This is a genomic window from Anaplasma marginale str. Florida, from assembly GCF_000020305.1.
In the GTDB taxonomy this organism is placed as follows: Bacteria; Pseudomonadota; Alphaproteobacteria; order Rickettsiales; family Anaplasmataceae; genus Anaplasma; species Anaplasma marginale.
Window position 1 is genome coordinate 1121949 of the sequence record NC_012026.1, and the last position, 17720, is coordinate 1139668.

Annotated in this window: 19 protein-coding genes and 1 other RNA gene; 11 read left to right on the forward strand and 9 right to left on the reverse strand. The window is 48.5% G+C overall.

The window, feature by feature from the left end:
* Window positions 1–176: 176 nt before the first annotated feature.
* Complete coding sequence (locus tag AMF_RS09725) at window positions 177–1235, reverse strand: P44/Msp2 family outer membrane protein (protein ID WP_012659140.1); 1059 nt, start codon at window positions 1233–1235, stop codon at window positions 177–179.
* Window positions 1236–1534: 299 nt separating this feature from the next.
* Here AMF_RS09725 and ftsZ point away from each other — a divergent pair, with 299 nt between their 5' ends.
* The 7 genes from ftsZ to rplS all read left to right on the forward strand — a co-directional run bounded on the left by ftsZ (window position 1535) and on the right by rplS (window position 7012).
* Complete coding sequence (ftsZ, locus tag AMF_RS09730) at window positions 1535–2773, forward strand: cell division protein FtsZ (RefSeq protein ID WP_035017643.1); 1239 nt, start codon at window positions 1535–1537, stop codon at window positions 2771–2773.
* A gap of 376 nt (window positions 2774–3149) precedes the next feature.
* Window positions 3150–3614 carry an rRNA maturation RNase YbeY gene (gene ybeY / locus AMF_RS09740; protein ID WP_010268936.1) on the forward strand — a complete coding sequence of 155 codons (465 nt, stop codon included), beginning with the start codon at window positions 3150–3152 and terminating at the stop codon, window positions 3612–3614.
* 79 nt (window positions 3615–3693) lie between these two features.
* Window positions 3694–4503 carry a ParA family protein gene (locus AMF_RS09745; protein ID WP_010266435.1) on the forward strand — a complete coding sequence of 270 codons (810 nt, stop codon included), beginning with the start codon at window positions 3694–3696 and terminating at the stop codon, window positions 4501–4503.
* Window positions 4500–5327, forward strand: a complete 828-nt coding sequence (locus tag AMF_RS09750; RefSeq protein WP_010268939.1) for a ParB/RepB/Spo0J family partition protein — start codon at window positions 4500–4502, stop codon at window positions 5325–5327. The genes AMF_RS09745 and AMF_RS09750 overlap by 4 nt, the downstream gene beginning before the upstream one ends.
* Before the next feature lie 83 nt (window positions 5328–5410).
* Window positions 5411–5911, forward strand: coding sequence for a ribosome maturation factor RimM (gene rimM, locus AMF_RS09755; RefSeq protein ID WP_010268944.1), 501 nt, complete (start codon window positions 5411–5413; stop codon window positions 5909–5911).
* Window positions 5908–6615, forward strand: coding sequence for a tRNA (guanosine(37)-N1)-methyltransferase TrmD (gene trmD / locus AMF_RS09760; RefSeq protein WP_010268948.1), 708 nt, complete (start codon window positions 5908–5910; stop codon window positions 6613–6615). The genes rimM and trmD overlap by 4 nt, the downstream gene beginning before the upstream one ends.
* Entirely contained in the window at window positions 6608–7012 is a 405-nt protein-coding gene (gene rplS, locus AMF_RS09765) for a 50S ribosomal protein L19 (protein ID WP_010268952.1), read from the forward strand. The genes trmD and rplS overlap by 8 nt, the downstream gene beginning before the upstream one ends.
* 6 nt (window positions 7013–7018) lie before the next feature.
* Here rplS and AMF_RS09770 read toward each other — a convergent pair whose 3' ends face one another.
* Window positions 7019–7543 carry a CinA family protein gene (locus AMF_RS09770; RefSeq protein WP_010268956.1) on the reverse strand — a complete coding sequence of 175 codons (525 nt, stop codon included), beginning with the start codon at window positions 7541–7543 and terminating at the stop codon, window positions 7019–7021.
* Between the two features lie 65 nt (window positions 7544–7608).
* Here AMF_RS09770 and thrS point away from each other — a divergent pair, with 65 nt between their 5' ends.
* Window positions 7609–9519 carry a threonine--tRNA ligase gene (gene thrS / locus AMF_RS09775; protein WP_010268959.1) on the forward strand — a complete coding sequence of 637 codons (1911 nt, stop codon included), beginning with the start codon at window positions 7609–7611 and terminating at the stop codon, window positions 9517–9519.
* Between the two features lie 29 nt (window positions 9520–9548).
* Complete coding sequence (infC, locus tag AMF_RS09780; protein WP_010266456.1) at window positions 9549–10082, forward strand: translation initiation factor IF-3; 534 nt, start codon at window positions 9549–9551, stop codon at window positions 10080–10082.
* A gap of 406 nt (window positions 10083–10488) precedes the next feature.
* Here infC and tsaE read toward each other — a convergent pair whose 3' ends face one another.
* The 7 genes from tsaE to gap all read right to left on the reverse strand — a co-directional run bounded on the left by tsaE (window position 10489) and on the right by gap (window position 15707).
* A complete protein-coding gene (tsaE, locus tag AMF_RS09785) occupies window positions 10489–10944 on the reverse strand; it encodes a tRNA (adenosine(37)-N6)-threonylcarbamoyltransferase complex ATPase subunit type 1 TsaE (protein ID WP_010268962.1) in 456 nt (151 codons plus the stop codon).
* Between the two features lie 3 nt (window positions 10945–10947).
* Window positions 10948–11649, reverse strand: coding sequence for a Bax inhibitor-1/YccA family protein (locus AMF_RS09790; RefSeq protein ID WP_010266466.1), 702 nt, complete (start codon window positions 11647–11649; stop codon window positions 10948–10950).
* 117 nt (window positions 11650–11766) lie between these two features.
* Window positions 11767–12777: an aspartate-semialdehyde dehydrogenase gene (locus AMF_RS09795; RefSeq protein WP_011114656.1), complete on the reverse strand. Its 1011-nt coding sequence runs from the start codon at window positions 12775–12777 to the stop codon at window positions 11767–11769.
* A 1-nt stretch (window position 12778) separates the two neighbouring features.
* Window positions 12779–13087 (reverse strand): YbaB/EbfC family nucleoid-associated protein, encoded by a 309-nt coding sequence (locus AMF_RS09800; protein WP_010266474.1) that lies wholly within the window; start codon window positions 13085–13087, stop codon window positions 12779–12781.
* Between the two features lie 5 nt (window positions 13088–13092).
* A complete protein-coding gene (gene dnaX, locus AMF_RS09805) occupies window positions 13093–14517 on the reverse strand; it encodes a DNA polymerase III subunit gamma/tau (protein WP_011114657.1) in 1425 nt (474 codons plus the stop codon).
* Between the two features lie 11 nt (window positions 14518–14528).
* Window positions 14529–14627, reverse strand: an RNA gene (gene ffs / locus AMF_RS10360) — signal recognition particle sRNA small type.
* A gap of 75 nt (window positions 14628–14702) precedes the next feature.
* Window positions 14703–15707, reverse strand: a complete 1005-nt coding sequence (gap, locus tag AMF_RS09810; RefSeq protein WP_010268966.1) for a type I glyceraldehyde-3-phosphate dehydrogenase — start codon at window positions 15705–15707, stop codon at window positions 14703–14705.
* A gap of 388 nt (window positions 15708–16095) precedes the next feature.
* On the opposite strand from gap, the gene AMF_RS09815 reads away from it, so the two are divergent.
* Both AMF_RS09815 and elbB read left to right on the forward strand, forming a co-directional pair.
* Window positions 16096–17040, forward strand: coding sequence for a hypothetical protein (locus tag AMF_RS09815; protein ID WP_010266484.1), 945 nt, complete (start codon window positions 16096–16098; stop codon window positions 17038–17040).
* Window positions 17041–17055: 15 nt separating this feature from the next.
* A complete protein-coding gene (gene elbB / locus AMF_RS09820) occupies window positions 17056–17712 on the forward strand; it encodes an isoprenoid biosynthesis glyoxalase ElbB (protein ID WP_010266486.1) in 657 nt (218 codons plus the stop codon).
* The last annotated feature ends 8 nt before the right edge of the window (window positions 17713–17720 follow it).

Consider the following 17720-nt stretch of genomic DNA (forward strand, 5'->3'; position numbering starts at 1 on the left):
AACTCTCACACGATTTCGAAATCTCTCAACTATAAAGAATTCTCAACGATGCTCGGCGCTGCAGCGCGCCTTTCTAGAACAAAAACGTTAACCAAGAGCTAATGCAGAGGAAAATACGCGCATACACACCCAAGCGGCTGCGCACTTAGGAGAAGCAAGAAGGCAACATAACGCCGCTAGAAGAACCACCTAAGCCCAATTTCTGCCCCTAGGTAGCTTATATGCACGTCTGAAACTCGTACATCTAAACTACGACGGGGGTCATCCCTGGTCCTGCTAGACGCACCCCATTGGTAAGCGACAGGCACATCGTTAAAAGTGCTATCTAAAACTCTGTGCACAAAGGCGCTAACTACCAACTGCAGTGACTGAGACACCTGTTGATGGAACCCAATGCTCCCTTCCACGGAGAAAGCAGCTCTAGTCATATCAAGCAGATCCACAGCATCAATTCCAGATCCAACACAAAAGTGTGGCACGAACGGAGCCGTTATGAATTGCCTATCGGCGTCGTAACATACGCTCACCATGGTAGTAGTGCTACCAATGCCTTTGTGACGCACCGCCACCAGCCCATCGGTTACGGGCGCTGGCGCAGTAGACGGCTGTTGGCCAGCACTGCTGCCAGCACCAGCAGCATTCGTTGTGGCAGCAGCATTTGTTGTGGCAGCGGCATCGTCAGTTTCGCGTATTTCTTGGACTAATAGTACATCCCTATGGTCAATGAGGGCGTCACCCCTGGTGCGTATAGCACCAAAAAAGCTCCTCGCAACCTTAAATTCCAACCTAAAGCCGCGGTCAGCAGCACCCAAAACACCAAACACACCCGTGTAGTCAGAAGAGTACGTCACTGAAGCGGCCCTTGCTGACCGCATTTTTTCTATCATGCGGCTATCAACTTCACGCGCCTCCAGAGGACCGCAACATGTATCCAGACCCGGCGCAAAAACATCAGCAGTGCGCCCATCCATTGACATTGCAAGCCTACCAATATTCTGAAGCGCAGGCCGATACCCCATAGAAGCGTAAAACCCTGCAGCAGAGCACACCTCTGCATGCAACAAACATAAAAAACACACCGCCAAGGTTATAACGGCGAGCCTCCACCGCAAAGCCATCCCTTTCAACCCTCTCTGATCACCAACAGGGCCCGCCGCACGCGCCCAAGCACCACAACCATGCGGTGCATCCGCAATCACGTTACGACTCAACCATGCTGCCCCTGCTTTAACCATTTAGAAAACAAAAGTCAAGGTTGTAAACGGCTCATTATGGTAGTTATCATACAAAGCCCGGCCCTGCAGCCATGTTAGAGTAATTGTGCAGCAAAACAAAACCCGCAACTCTCTGGAGTTGAGCCATTCCTTGGTGGAACCACGGGGCTCCGGCACGTTTTATGACGCAGCCACCATATTTACAAAGCCTTAAAAAACGTTTCAAAAGGGATCTGTGCCCGTTTGCAGGCCAACTTTAAGGGTTTACATGAACTCGCGAAAGTAGTAGCATTCGGGCTGGCTTTTTGTTTCATATGCCAATGTCGTTGAACGTCTACTTGCCTGACCACCAATCCGTATCTGCAGTACGGCCCAGAATCACAGTTCTGGGCGTTGGTGGCGCTGGCGGTAATGCAGTAAACAACATGATACAGTCGTGCCTTCAGGGGGTCAACTTTATAGTTGCCAACACAGACGCCCAAGCGCTTGATTGCTCTCTGTCAGAAAAGAAAATTCAGCTCGGGATCAACCTAACGAAGGGGCTAGGCGCTGGCTCCCTACCAGAAGTTGGAAGGGGCGCCGCTGAGGAGTCCATAGACGAGATCATGGGAGAAATTGCCGACAGCAACATGCTATTTATAACAGCGGGTATGGGGGGCGGCACAGGTACAGGCGCCGCACCCGTGATTGCTAAGGCTGCCAAGGAAAACAAAATCCTGACTGTAGGAGTGGTAACCAAGCCGTTCCACTTTGAGGGTGCACATAGGATGAAAACCGCCGACTTGGGGCTGGAAGAACTTCAGCGGTATGTAGACACTCTTATAATAATCCCGAACCAGAACTTGTTTAGGATCGCAAACGAGAATACCACCTTCGCGGACGCGTTCAAGCTCGCGGATACGGTGCTTCATACGGGAGTAAGAGGCATAACTGACCTTATGGTGATGCCTGGGTTGATCAACCTCGATTTTGCCGACATAAAAGTTGTGATGAGCGAAATGGGCAAGGCAATGATGGGAACTGGAGAGGCAGAGGGAGAGCATCGAGCTGTAATCGCCGCAGAAGCCGCGATCTCCAACCCCCTTCTTGATAATATTTCCATGAAGGGCGCCAGGGGGATCTTGATAAATATCACTGGGGGCCTGGACCTTACTTTGTTTGAAGTGGACGCGGCCGCGAACAGAATCAGGGAAGAAGTCGATGATAATGCCAACATCATATTTGGCTCCACGTTCAACGAGGAAAGCAGCGGGAAGATTAGAGTCTCTGTTCTTGCCACTGGTATCGACAGTGTGCGCCCCGCGCAAAGGCCCCATAGTGTCGAGCAACAACAGCCGCAGCGAATCAGCGATTTTGATTTCGATAGTGAACTAAGCTCGCTCAATCCCGAGAATGGCAGCACCATGGCCTATTACAAGCCTAGTCTTCCTGAGGAGGATGCCATGGCTGATGCGCATGCTGCCGCGGAAAAACAGCAGCCGCCTCAAAAATCCGGTACATTTAACTGGGGTGAATCATTCGACGTACCGGCATTCCTCAGAAAAAAGGAAAAATTGTGAAAACATTGGGCAGTGGCAAATCTGCCAACAACGAAAGGGTGTGGCAGCGTCTGGTCCCGTGATGGCGCGGGCGCAGAAATTCGCCCACCAGATGGAGTTGTATAGTAAAGAGGTGCCGGCAGGGAGGAAGGATTTTGTAGTCAAGCCGAAATGGAATTTGGAACATCAATCAACGCATACTCGTATTATATTCATACATGGCAGTGGTTCATACATTTGGCACGCCGCACTTCATGCGCATCATCGGCAGCAACAACTAATCGTCCGCATCTGGGAACGTGGCACTCCACAGGCAGTAAGCACTTTTGCGCACCGAGCTATACGCGGGAAAGAGGCCTTGCTGCGCAGTATAAACACCACACGCGTGTAGCATCACATGATTGAAGTTAATATACACACACGAGGGTGGTACAAATTGGTTGGTAAGCCCAAAACCTCCGCGAAACGTGTGATCAGGTTTTGTTTATCAGAGTTAGACATTACCAAGTATGACCCAAAAGTTTTTGTTGTTTTGGCCAATGACGCACTACTCCTCGAGCTCAATTCCCAGTACAGGGGAATCCACAAAGCCACCAATGTCCTTTCCTTCAGTTATGAAAAACTATCTCCAGGCTGCTGTTTGGGAGAAATATATTTGTCCATGGAACGGATAGCGGAAGAATCGCTGGAAATGGACGTGGCTGTCAGGTCGCATTTCTTTCATATGCTGATACACGGAATGTTGCATATATTGGGATACGACCACGAGGAACCCGAAGAGGCAATCACAATGCAGGCATTGGAAGTGGGGCTACTTGCCAAGCTTGGAATACGCAATCCATATGTTCCACGTGAAACATAGCATGCCGACAAGCCTACCAAAATTTAGGGTGACAATGCCAGCCACTCACGTATAATCCGAGCAGTGGACGGTATTGTCAATGGCTAAGGTTTTTGCGGTTGTAAATCAGAAAGGCGGCGTTGGTAAGACTACAACTAGCATAAACTTGGCAACGGCGTTCGCTGTTGTCGGGAAGTCGACCCTAATGGTAGACCTTGATCCGCAGGGCAACAGCAGTAGCGGGCTGGGCATACCGTACTCTTCAAGATCGCCGGACATTTACAGGGTCTTGGTCGATAACCATCCGATTACAGAAGCGATTAGAAGTACCTGTATACCCAATCTATCCATCGTACCTTCTACTATTGATCTGTCTGCGGCAGAGTTGGGGCTTGCACAGATGGAGTCCAGGGAGTTTGTACTGAAAAATTGCCTACTACACACTGCGGAGTATCAGTACGTATTTGTAGATTGTCCTCCGTCACTTGGCTTGCTCACTATAAACGCATTGGCCGCAGCGCATTCCGTGATCATCCCCATGCAATGTGAGTTCTTCGCACTGGAAGGGCTAAAACACTTAATGAAAACCGTAAATCTCGTCAAAAAGCGCCTAAATCCCTCTCTGACTATCGAGGGCATTTTACTCACGATGTATGATCGCAGAAACAATCTGAGTGAGCAGGTAGAGGAAAACATCAGGGAGCATCTACGCGAGAATGTATATAAAACTGTAATACCAAGAAACGTTCGGCTATCTGAAGCCCCATCGCACGGAAAGCCGGCAATAATCTATGACTATAAGTGCCCGGGTTCGCAGTCTTACATATATTTGGCAAAAGAAATACTAGAGCAGCAAAATAGAGTGCAGGCATTTCGTGCAGAGGGCGAAGTTTTGGAGCAAAAGCAATGAAGAGATCCTTAGGTAAAGGAATTCTGGAGCTAATTGGAGAAGAAAGTGAGGGCGATGCGGCTACTTTAACCATGGAGGCCCCAACGCGCATTAGGGTAAACATGTTACATCCAGGAAGATTTCAACCGAGGCGGAAATTTGATCAGGCAGCCATTAAGGAGTTGGCTAGCTCTATCGCCCGCAACGGGCTTATCCAGCCAATTATTGTAAGAAAGGACGCTGTGGGGGATAGGTACGAAATCATAGCTGGAGAGCGCAGGTGGAGAGCAAGCATAGCGGCAAAGCTTGTAGACGTACCCGTAATCGTCAGGAACGTTAGCGATAGCAAGTGTCTGGAGATCTCGGTAATCGAGAATATCCAGCGGGAGGACTTGACAGCACTAGAGGAGGCTGAGTCATACAAGAAGCTCATCGACGAATTTAACCATACACACGAAAGCTTGGCTGCGATACTCGGTAGAAGCAGGAGCCACATAACCAATATACTACGCATCCTTACGCTACCAGATTCTGTAAAGCGCATGATAAGCGACAGGTCCATATCTTTCGGCCACGCAAGATGCCTGTTGGGCGCAGAAAATCCTGAAGAGTTGGCCGAGAGGATTTTATCTTCAGGCATGAGTGTGAGAGAAACTGAGGCCATGGTGAAGGACCTGCAAAACCACACAGACATTGTGCAGGCCACCACCATGCGCATTGAGAGCTTCCTGCCCGGCAGGCTGGATACTGAGGTTAGGGTGAGGAAAAGCGGCAAGAAGCTCACTATAAACTTTACCAGCGAGGAAAAGTGTGAGGACTTTTTCAAAATGCTGGACAAACTTTAGGCGTTTTAGGATTGCTGGCGGCATGCTTAGGATGTAAAATTCCAGCATTGTGTATACACCTAAAAATCATGGTTCGCGGTGATATGGTGCTCCTGGGCGTGGTGCGCGCTCCACATGGGGTCATGGGACTCGTGAAGGTTAGAACGTTTACTGAAGATCCATCTCATATATCAGCGTATGGCCCGCTAACTGACGGGCACAATTGTTTTAACGTAACAGTAGTGTCAGTGCTGGGGGCGGATAGCGTAATAGCAAAATTTGACGGGCTTAGCTCAAGGACAGAATCAGAAAAGCTGCGCGGTAAACGCCTCTACGTCAGCAGATCTAGTTTACCGAGGCTGCAGGAAGACGAATTCTACGAGAACGAACTCATCGGGATGGATGCCAAACTCGAAGATGGCACAGCCTATGGAGTTATCTCGGCCATACTCAATTTTGGGTCGTGCGACATTATAGAGCTGTCTACAAGCACAGGTAAGGTAGTGATGGTCCCTTTCTCGCGGTCAACTTTCCCAGTGGTAGACGTGGAGCGCAGAGTTGTTATCGTTGTTCCACCTGAAGTTATTGGTGTGGGTAGCAGATGATTTTCAACGTCTTGACCATCTTTCCAGATATGTTCCCGGGTCCTCTTGGATATTCTACAGTAGGTAACGCGCTAAGGAAGGGCTTATGGTCTCTGAATGTGGTTGACATTCGGTCATTTGCCAGCGACAAACACTCAACAGTTGATGACAAGCCGTACGGCGGTGGCCCGGGAATGCTGATGAAGGCTGATGTGCTTGGTAGGTGCATAGATAGCGTGCTGGAGGCACATCCTGACACCAGATTGGTCTACACTTCCCCGAAGGGAAAGCAGTTCACTCAAGATATGTCTAGACAGATTGTCCATTTTGGCAATATAACTTTACTCTGTGGGCGTTTCGAAGGTATTGACGAGAGGGTTGTCGACGTTTATAACTTCCAGGAGGTCAGCATAGGCGACTATGTGATTTCCGGCGGAGAGCTGGCGGCCATGGTCGTGATTGACTCTTGTGTTAGAATGGTCACCGGGGTAATCGGCAACAAAGACAGTCTTACTCGTGAGAGCTTTGACTGTGGGCTGGAGTACCCTCAGTATACAAGGCCTGCCAGTTGGAAGGGGGTCTCGGTTCCTGATGTTCTTCTCAGAGGAAACCATAAGGAAACTGAGCTTTGGAGGTGTAAGATGTCCAGGATCATTACGGAACGCAGGCGTCCAGATTTGCTGAAGGATTGCGGCGGAGAAGAAGAAGGGAGTTCAAATGAGTAGCGTACTAGAAGAGTTCAATAAAAGACAGATAGAGTCACTTTCTGGAGTTGAAAGGCCTCATTTCCTCCCTGGAGACACTGTTAAGGTAGGAATAAACGTTTTTGACGGAGTGAACTGGAGGGTTCAGACTTTTGAGGGAGTGTGCATCAAAAAGCGCAATAGAGGCCTGCATTCGTCGTTCGTTCTGCGCAAGATAAGCTACAATGAAAGCATACAGTTACAGGTCTTCCTGCATTCCCCAAACATAAAGTCCATGGAGGTAGTGCGGTACGGTAGGGTGCGCAGGGCTAAACTGTATTACATGCTCAAACTCTTCGGAAAGGCGGCAAGAATTAAAGAGGCTGGGGATACCCGCAAGAAGCGTATTGCTAGCCAGCGTTCTGCCTCAGCATCCTAGCTGCACTCAGCTGCTGGACGCTGCCAGTGTTAGGAGGCCTATAGCTTTTTGTACTACCGCTTTTTGGACTTCAAACCGTGAGAGGTGGTTCCAGTCATACCGAAATGTTTGCACCTTTGAGCCTCGTTTAGCGAGCCCTATATGAACAACTCCGGTTTCTGGCTCTGTAGCAGCAGGGGCTTGGTTTGTAAAATGGGCGGTAGCACCGGCTATACCAGTTATCGAGACTGCTATATCAACATCCTCTAGTGTTTTTAGTACATTTTCAGCCATCATACCGGCAATTTCCTCGCTTACAACACCGTATTTATCTATTTCTTGTTGTGGAACCCCAAGCAGAAAGTGCTTCGAGCGTGTTGCATAGGTTACGACGGAAGAAAAAAGAACGCTAGAAACCCCGGGTACACACGAAAAAACGAATGCCAGCAACCCCCCCGTACAGGATTCGGCAAAAGAGACCTTTAAGCTCTGCCGTTGCAAGCGCTGTATACACACGGCCGCCTCTGCAATTAAGGCTTCTGGAATCAGCATATAAAGCTCGCTACAGACCTAAAATGGAATTATTATAGTGCGGCTCCCTATGGAAATCACCGCCTATGATAAACATTACCACCTCTTTTCCCAACAAGACAGCGGCGGCGTTTCACAAGCATGTCACGGGTTCCGAGGTGGCATCGGCCATGTTCCCTGAAATAGCAGGGTCTATAGTTGCGCTATTTGTTGATGGAAATTTACAAGATCTAGCAACCCCAATAAGCAAAGATGGCTCTGTTGACCCGGTAACAATAGAAAGCAACACTGGAATGGATATAATCAGGCATGACGCGGCTCACATCATGGCTAGGGCAGTAAGAGAGATCTTCCCTGATACTAAGCTGGCAATAGGCCCCACCATCGAGAATGGATTCTATTATGACTTTGACCTCTCCCATAGCCTGTCTGAGAAAGACTTTGAGGCCATAGAGAGAAAGATGTCAGACATTATTGCCAAAGACGAAAGGTTTGTTAGGGAAGTTTGGCCCAGGGAACGCGCGATAAAATTCTTCGAAGATTTGGGCGAGCACTACAAATTAGAAATCCTATCCAAAGTTCCCTTAGGCGAGGAGATAACTGTCTACAAACACGGAGAGTTCGTGGATCTTTGTAGGGGGCCACATGCCCCATCTGCTAGGTACGTCAAAGCATTTAAGCTCACCAAAATTTCCGGGGCATATTGGCTTGGAGACCAAAAAAACAAGATGTTGCAGCGAGTTTATGGCACCGCATGGCATAGCAGCGAAGCGCTTGCGTCCTACATTCACAACATGCAAGAAGCAGAAAAGAGAGATCATAGAAAAATAGCTAAAGATTTGGGATGGTTTCACATACAAAATGAAGCGCTCGGTCAGGTGTTCTGGCACGACAAAGGGTGGGTGATATACCGCATAATCGAAGAATACATAAGGTGCAAACTCAAGAAGCACGGGTATCTTGAGGTAAAAACTCCGATAATGCTCGACAGAAAGCTGTGGGAAAAGTCAGGCCATTGGGAGAAGTTTAAAGAAAACATGTTCGTAGTGGAGGACGACAAGAAAGAACTCGCTATAAAACCGATGAACTGCCCATGCCACGTACAGATATTCAAATCAAAGATAAGAAGTTACAAGGAGCTACCTATCCGTATGGCGGAATTTGGCATGTGCCACAGAAACGAGCCCTCGGGTTCGCTTTACGGGCTTATGAGAGTTCGGGGATTTACACAAGATGACGCACACATATTCTGCACGCATGAGCAGGTCAGAGACGAAGTGCTGCGATTTTATGAGCTACTCATGGAGGTATACAAGGATTTTGGTTTCGATAGCGTCACAGTAAAACTCTCAGATCGTCCAGAAAACAGAATAGGGTCTGATGAGATATGGGATAGATCTGAGCAATCTCTAATGGAGCCCATGAATGCATTGGGAGTGCAATATACAATCAATAAGGGAGAGGGGGCCTTCTACGGCCCTAAGTTAGAGTTTACCCTCAAAGATTCAATAGGTAGGGAGTGGCAGTGCGGCACTGTACAGCTGGATTTCGTACTACCCGACAGACTGGGTGCATATTATATAGGCGAGGACGGGAAAAAACACATTCCAGTAATTATACACCGGGCTGTTTTGGGAACTATTGAGAGGTTTATCGGCATTCTAATCGAGCATTACGCAGGCAATATTCCTGCGTGGCTCGCCCCAGTGCAGCTAGAAATACTCACCGTAAGTGGGGAGGTAGCAGAATATGCAAGGGACCTGGCAGAAATGGCATCGCAGGAAAATGTGCGAGTAGAATTGAACGCAGCAGAGGAAAACATAAGTCACAAAATACGTAAAGCCATTTTTAACAAAGTACCAATAGTATGGGTGGTGGGGAAAAGCGAAGCAGGTGACCGTTGTGTGTCCGTAAGGCGCTACGGGTCGGGTGAGACTTGTCGAATGGCGGCTGGTAAAGCGTTGAAAACGCTGTTGACTTGTGTTAGCATGCGCTAGCTTCTTTAGTTTGGGTTCATGGGTTAAAAGTGGAGAGAAAAGGGCCGAGAATTAACGAATTAATAATAGCCAGGAAAGTTAGACTCGTTGATGAGAAAGGTTCTATGGTTGGTGTAGTCGACATAGACGAGGCTATCGCCATGGCTCGGGAAGCTGAGCTAGACCTGGTTGAGGTAGTCAGCGAGGGAGAGTTCCCGATATGCAAAATATTCAACTACAGCAAGCAGAAGTACAACAAAAAGAAGTCTGGAGGGCCCAAGAGAAGCAGATCCTCCTCACTCAAAGAACTGAAGTTCAGGCTAAACATTGAGGACAACGACTATAACATTAAGCTCAACAACCTCAAAGGATTCATAGAGAAGGGAAATAAGGTTAAGGTGTCTATAAGGTTTGTGGGACGTGAGCTTCAGTATAAGGAAGTGGGGTTAGGTATTCTAGATCGTTTAGTGAATGATACTGAAGGAGTTGCTAGACCAGAGTCTTCTCCTAGAATGGATGGAAATGTGATGAGTATGGTCTTTGGTAGTAAGGGGAGTGGTTCTTCCTCTTCTTCATTGCAGTAGCCAATATCGTCCCCCTGCTACCAGGCACATTCGCTTGGTGGTTTCTAGAGTTTTACGCCCCACGTAAATCAGGGGCCAGGTTTCCGTTTAGGTAGCACTCATGGTTGCTGGCGCGCACGGGAGTCTGCTACCTGCATACTACCGCCGTAAAAAGATACACTGTGCCATTACTTGCTGAATTGGTTTGTACCTACCGACTTTGGTGATACCGGTTTACGGTCCATATCATTAGGATAGCACTCTGGGTAAATGCGTCGATAATTCATCACCCAAGGTACGCCGCACGGGGCACCCCATTCCGGCATTAACTGCGGCAGACACACCACAAGCCACGGCGCTATGTACGTAACTGTGCGCTGATTAGAAAGGAAAGCCTTGTGACCCACGTCAGTGGCGAGATAACACCTCAGGAGTTTCTCCGTATCGCAATATCACGCATATCGCTACCCGCACTGGAATAGGTGACATTGAGTTCCAAATCAAACTTCACGCAATTACCAAGAATTTCGGGCCACTCGACAAGCACCAAATTGCCGGCTAAAACGTCAAAAACACCAGCCTCCTGCACTTCCTTAACGGAAGAGAGCCTGTATAAGTCTACGTGATACAAAAGAAACCCAGGGCACTCATATTCGTGGATTACACCAAACGTAGGGCTGCCAAGAAAGCTGGCACTCGACAACTCAAGAATAATCGCCTTGCAAAACTCAGTCTTCCCGACGCCTAAGTCCCCACTGATAGCAACCGCCATATCCCCCGCCAAGGACTTAGAAAGGGCGGCCGCCACCCCACGCAGCGCGCTAAGGTCGAGGCGCTGGTGATAGGAAACAGCCTTGTCCCCTTGTTGTACAGGGGGACACATCTGTTATCTGCGATCTCCCATGAGATGCAACAGGCTAAGGAAAATGTTTATGTAGTTGAAGTACAAGCTGGTCGCGCCCATAACGGCCATCTTACTCGAAGTGACCTCAGAGCCATCATTAAACCGGTAGTACATGTCCTTGATGCGCTGAGCATCAAAAGCTGTCATCGCAGTGAACACTACCACAGCAACCACCGATATAGCGAAATGTAGCGGACCGCTCGCCATGAATATATTCACGACCGAGGCTATCAATATCCCGACAACCCCCATGATGAGGAAAGTGCCGAATTTAGACAGGTCTCTCTTGGTTGTATTCCCGTAGAATGCCATCACACCGAACATAGCGGAGGATATGAAGAAAACCCTGGCTATACTGTGCGCGGTGTACACCATGAACATGTACGAGAGGGAAAGCCCCATCGTGGCCGCAAACCCGAAAAACACCGCAAACACCGCCTGCACGCTCATGCTGTGCACCCTGGAGGAGAGAAAGAACACCATGACGATGGGGGCAAGAGACACCACCCAGTGCAGTGGGGTTCCGTAAAGAACACTCATCAACCCGTGAGAAAAGGAAGTCATCAAAGCAACAACACCGGTAAGCCCCAGGGCCGCAGCCATGTAGTTATACACCTTAACCAAGTAGCTCCTGAGCCCCGCGCAGTAATAAGCGCCTTGGAACTGGGCACTGTAATCGTTCATAAATTACAACCGCTCCTCTTCGAAAACCATACATGCTAACACACAAACGGTATAATATCAACTAAAATGAGTAAAATAGCAGCCAGAATAAGAGCTCTCACTCCCATTCACACCCATCTAGAGATATTCCTCAACCAAAATCTGCGCTATCTGCACTAAGTTAGATGCAGCACCCTTCCTCAGGTTGTCAGATATTACCCACATACTCAACCCATAAGGCACGGTTGTATCCTTGCGGATTCTAGATACATACACTACATCATCATCAACGCAGTCTATCGGGGTTACGTATTGCATGCTGCTCTCGTTACCAAGCACTAGGACGCCCGGTGCCTCGCTCAACGCTTCGTATGCTGCATCCACAGAAATTGCGCTATGAAACTCGATATTCAGAGCCTGTGAGTGACATACAAATACTGGAACTCTAACGCAAGTCGCAACAATTTTTATGTCCTCACCCATGATCTTTTGCGCCTCAGCGGACATCTTCCACTCTTCGGTCGTTGAACCATCTTCCAAAAACTCACCTACATGCGGAATGCAATTGAAAGATATCTGCCTGGGAAACTCGCTCGGTTCTAGCTTCTTGTTTACAAACATGGCCTTAGTCTGGTCATATAACTCAGACATCGCGCCCCTTCCAGCACCGGAAACAGATTGGTATGTTGACGCCACCACCCGCTTTATTCCCGCCACAGCACGCAATGGATTAAGCGCTACCAGCATCTGCGTGGCTGAGCAGTTAGGGCTTGCAATGATGTTTTTGTTGGTATACGAGGCTATGGCGTCTCCGTTTACCTCCGGAATAACCAGCGGAACGTCGTCATCCATGCGGTAGCAAGACGAGCTATCAATAACGACACAATCACATTGCACCGCTCTACCGACATACCTCTCCGATACTGCATCGCTGGTGGCGAAAATCGCCAGTTCAGAACCGTGGAAATCGTACTCATCCAGGCTGCCACACCGAATTTCAGAGTTCTCACCATAACCCAGGCGCTTACCCGCAGATTCGGCTGAAGAAAGTGCTACGACACTATCAACAGAAAAACCGCGCTCGCTCAGCACTTTTAGCACCAACCTCCCTACATTTCCAGTAGCTCCAACTACAGCTATACGACTCATACTAGAAATGGAAAGACATTAGCGAACTTATGAGACCTTTGTTATGCTCTACCGACTTCCTAAACGCGTCATCAAATGCGGCTTTGATTAGGTCTTCCACCATGAAAGCCTCGCCTTCCAGGACTGAGGGGTCAACCCGCACCTCCTGGACTTTGTACTCTAAAAAGTTGGATAGCACTATCTTGACGCGCACCCTGCCACCCAGCGATTGCCCGTCAAAAGACTTGGGCTCCTGGTGCGCGCGAAACTCACCAAGCTTCTTTTTTATAGCATTCTGGAGATCGAAAAACTTCTGGTCATCAAAGGGCATATAAACTACTCAGACACCAAATCATAACAACCAACGACTGATGCGCCCTCAAAATCCCTCATCACGCCCATCACAGCCTCATCCTCCTCGGGATTGTACACCTTGTCATGAGTATTGACACCATTTTTTTTCATGGGTTCAGTACGCTGCTCATTGTCATACACTCGTTGGGTAGGAGCGCTCTCACTAGCTGCGACCTGGCTAGGGCCAGCACTTTCGCCACTTGTACCACCCATGGTACGGGATTCCAATTCCGGTGTTCCGTAGCTATACGTGGTTGCACCCTCAACTTTTTTTTTAACAGTGTGCATCGGAGCTCCCTCCCTGCTCTTGGAGAGCAATAACCCGGCAATCTTCTGCGGAGATGGTAGATCACTTAGGTAACACAGCCTTATTACCATCATCTCCCCAGCACGCTGCACGTCATCGGCATTTTTCACCTCTTGCAGCCCGTGCGTCAGGGTTTGCCACACCCTGGAGAGAAACGGGGTGGAGCCAGACCTTACAGTAGACAGCAGCTCGCGCCCTAAGTCAAATTTATGTCCCTTGCTCACTGAGGTCACGCAAAGTTCGTATACTATCAGTTGCACCCCTTCCAATATGGGGACCGGCAGGCTTTGGGAGCACAATTCCCTAAAAACCTCGAGCGCCGACGAAGCATCGGCAAGCAATATGCATTTGACCAAATTTTCGGTTAAGTGCTTATCTACGCATCCAAGTAGCGCTCTAACCTCGCTAACGTGAATTTTGTTTTTCGTATAGATTGCAGACTGCTCCAACAGGAATAGGGCATTCCGCACTGACCCAGAAGCATTCTCTGCTATGAGCCGCAACCCGTCCCCGTCATGCTCTATATCCTCCTTTTTGGCAATCTCGACCAAATGAGCAAAGAGTTGATCAGTAGTAAGTTTGAAGAGATCTAGCCTGTGGCACCTTGAGGCCACGGTGACAGGAACTTTTCTCACTTCCGTTGTGGCCATAACAAACCTCACATGCTCCGCAGGGTCTTCCAAAGTCTTCAACAGGGCGTTGAAAGCACTTATCGAAAGCATGTGCACTTCATCGATGATATAAACTTTATACCTAGATGAGGTGGGAAGGTAACTAGAATTTTCCAACAACACTCGTATGTCATCCACGCCCGTGTTGCTGGCCGCATCCATCTCGATAACATCTGGGTTAGTGGAGTTTTTTATGGAAACGCACTCATGGCACGTCCCGCAGGGATCTGGGGTAGGACCGTTAACGCAGTTAAGGCACAGAGAGACTATCCTGGCACATGTGGTTTTGCCGACCCCACTTGCCCCTACCATTAGTATAGGGGAGCTTAGAGAGCCAATAGTGAACGCGTTCCTAAGAATTCGCACCAGGACATCCTGGCCCACGAGATCATCAAAGCTGCGTGGCCTGTACTTAAGCGCTAAATTCACGGCTACACTCGGAACAACAGTGGGAAGCGCAACCCAGAAAGACGACGCTACGGCTGCTTTATTTCTAACCTGACCGACTTCACGCGCAATCTGCTCGCACCGCCCTGAAAATCCTATCACAGTTCACAAAAAACTCAACTGGGTTTTTTGCGGCCGATGCACCGTTATAGCCCTTAGCACCAGTATTATAAAAACCGCAACAACTCCCTGGAGACATCTACCATCCTGGTGGCAAAAGCCCATTCGTTGTCATACCAGGCGAGTACCCTAGACACACCACCATCGTTGGCATAAGTTTCCATAAGGTCAAAAACCGCGCTATAAGTTGTGTGATTAAAATCAGATGAGACTAGTTGTTCGTCTGACGCCATAAGCACGTCCGGACGTGCAGTAGCTGCCTTGCACAAGGCCTCATTAATGGACGTTACAGTAGCTTTAGAAGAAGAAACAAAAGCAAAGTCTACTACCGAAACATTTGGGGTGGGTACCCTGATGGAGGAGGCAGAAAGTTTCCCAGACAGCTTGGGGAACAGGACCTCTAGAGCCTTAGATGCCCCCGTGGTTGTGGGAATCATAGAAAGACCGCATGCGCGGGCCCTTCTAAGGTCCTTGTGGCTGCCATCTACATGATTCTGATCATTCGTGTACGCATGTACCGTAGTTATAAATCCACCTTCTATCCCAAAAGCTTCATCCATAGCCTTAACAACGTGGGCTGCGCAGTTTGTGGTACACGATCCAACTGATATCACGTCGTGCTCACTACTTATCGCCCCCTCATTCACGCCAAAAATTACCTGGATATCTGCATCAGCAACCGGAGCGGATACCACTACTTTTTTCACCGTGCCCCCAAGATGCAGCCCGGAAGACTCCCTGTTGTTAAATTTTCCAGTGCATTCCAGAACGACGTTTACCCCTACTTCTTCCCACGGAATGTCCTGGGGTTGCTTTTCCTTGAAAAATTTTACGGTTTTACCACCAACCTCAAGAAGGGCGCCCTCTTTTATACCAATATTACACCCAAACCTTCCATGCACCGAATCATTCCTCAGTAGGTGTCTGTGCAGCTCTAAGCTAGAAGATCCGTTAACAGCAACCAATTCTACATTTGGGATATTATTTTCGAACAACACCCTAAATAGGCATCTCCCTATCCTACCAAGGCCGTTTATACCAATCCTGAGCATGAAAATTCACAAAAATTTAAGCACATACAAATCTGCCACGGTTGCAAGGTTTGCGCAATTGATTCATACCGCAATGTTTAGTTGCTACCACACCAAGGGGTTATGTTCATACAAGTGTAACGCAATTTGCAGTCGTAAAGTCCATAGAAGCGGCCTAGAAGGGGTCCAACGTTGCAATTGTGTACAAATCCCGTCACTAAGCAAAATAGACCTGCAAAATTGTGCACAAAACTGCGGTTTGCAACCTATGGGACACAGAATTTAAAATTTTAATTTGGTCATAAAGTGGGCCTTTGTATTACCTTTCTCCTACCTTGCTGACCCGTAAATATGTAAAAATCTTACAATTTATGCTAAAATTTACGCGTACGTTGTTGAGGTTCGCAACATGACGTTATCGCTTAGCATCCCAAGAAAGATGCTGAAAATAGAAAAGCTCAATTATATCCGGCAATGTTGTTCGATATTCACGCTCCTGATAACGACAACTATGTTCATTTTGCTTGCGCTTTCTCAGGCGGGCTTGCTTTCTGGGATGGGTGCATCCGCAGCAAATTTCTGGACAGCCATGGAATTCCTAACAGGCCTCACTGCATCTTTGGGTGTTATATGTGGCCTCATCTTGGTATTCAAGATAGAAAGGGACAAACGCAAAATACAGCAGAGAATTGAGCTTGAGTCCAGACGTATGGGCTTGCAAAGCAAGATATCCTTGGAAAGGGTCGATAGAAAGCCACTGGACAAGGCATCAGACTTCATGGAAGTACATGCGAATAAAGTAGACCTTGCTGCCTCCGTACTCTTTACCACCATACACTTAGTTGGTTTGGGGGTCTTATTATACTCCGGGCTTTCTTTATCTGGCCATGTTAAGGTCGGGGGCATGGGTGTAACCCAGATTACTGACATGGTAGTCAATGCTCTGTTCTTCGCGTCAGCCCTGATGTTTGCGGTTTCTTTCTGGATAATCCACAGGAACAAGCCGACATGCTCGAAAAATGTTGCGCATCAGGCTAGGTTGACAGTATTATACCTGTGCGGAAACTTCCTGCTCTTCGGAGGGAAGGTCGTATTGGCGATGGAGTCCGTTGGGAAGATCGCATCTGCTCCCTTGTCCTCCGGTGGAACATTTCCGATAGGTTGGGCCCTGCGTCTCGTTGGGATATTACTGGTCCTGACAAGCGTCGTTATGATGCTCACTGCCAACCATGAGAAGTGTACGCAGTTGAAGCGGATGGTAGAAAGCGGGGAAGGGACAGAGCGGTTGGCGATGTTATCTACCCACGAAATAAGATCTTGCTTTGGCTACCAGGAATGCCGCCTGTCGAGGTAGGGATGGGGTCAGGTTATGAATTGCGTGGTATTGCTGTGTGGGTGCGGTCACATGGACGGCTCCGAGGTACGCGAGTCAGTGCTAGTTCTGCTGGAGCTGGATAGGTTAGGAGTTAAGTTCCAGTGCTGCGCGCCTGACATCCAACAGCATGATGTAGTAAACCACGCATCAAAATCCACAGAGAACCAAACAAGAAACATTCTTGCTGAGTCTGCTAGAATTGCCCGCGGGGAAGTTATTAGCATAGAAAGGGTGCAGGTACATGAGTTTGACATGCTTATAGTCCCTGGAGGTTTCGGTGTCGCTAAGAATTTCTCCAATCTAGTCTCCCAAAGCGGGCCTGTGAGCGTTATTGACAGCGTTAAAGGCCTTATTCATCAGTTCCATCGGGCAAGGAAGGCCATCGGCGGCGTGTGTATAGCCCCCGCAGTTATAGCTGCAGCTTTGAGTGAGCTGGTAAAGGTGAAGGTCACGCTCGGGGACGATGCAGACGGAATAATATCCCGGTGTGGAGGGGAGCACGTCGTATGTCCTACTGATGATTTTGTCGCAGATGAAAAAAATGCAGTTTTCTCTTGCTCGGCATATATGCGCGACGATACGCTGCATAGGGTGCATTTAGGCATCCAAAAGATGGTTGAGGGCATGGTTAAGTTTTGCGGCGGTAGGTAGAGCAAATA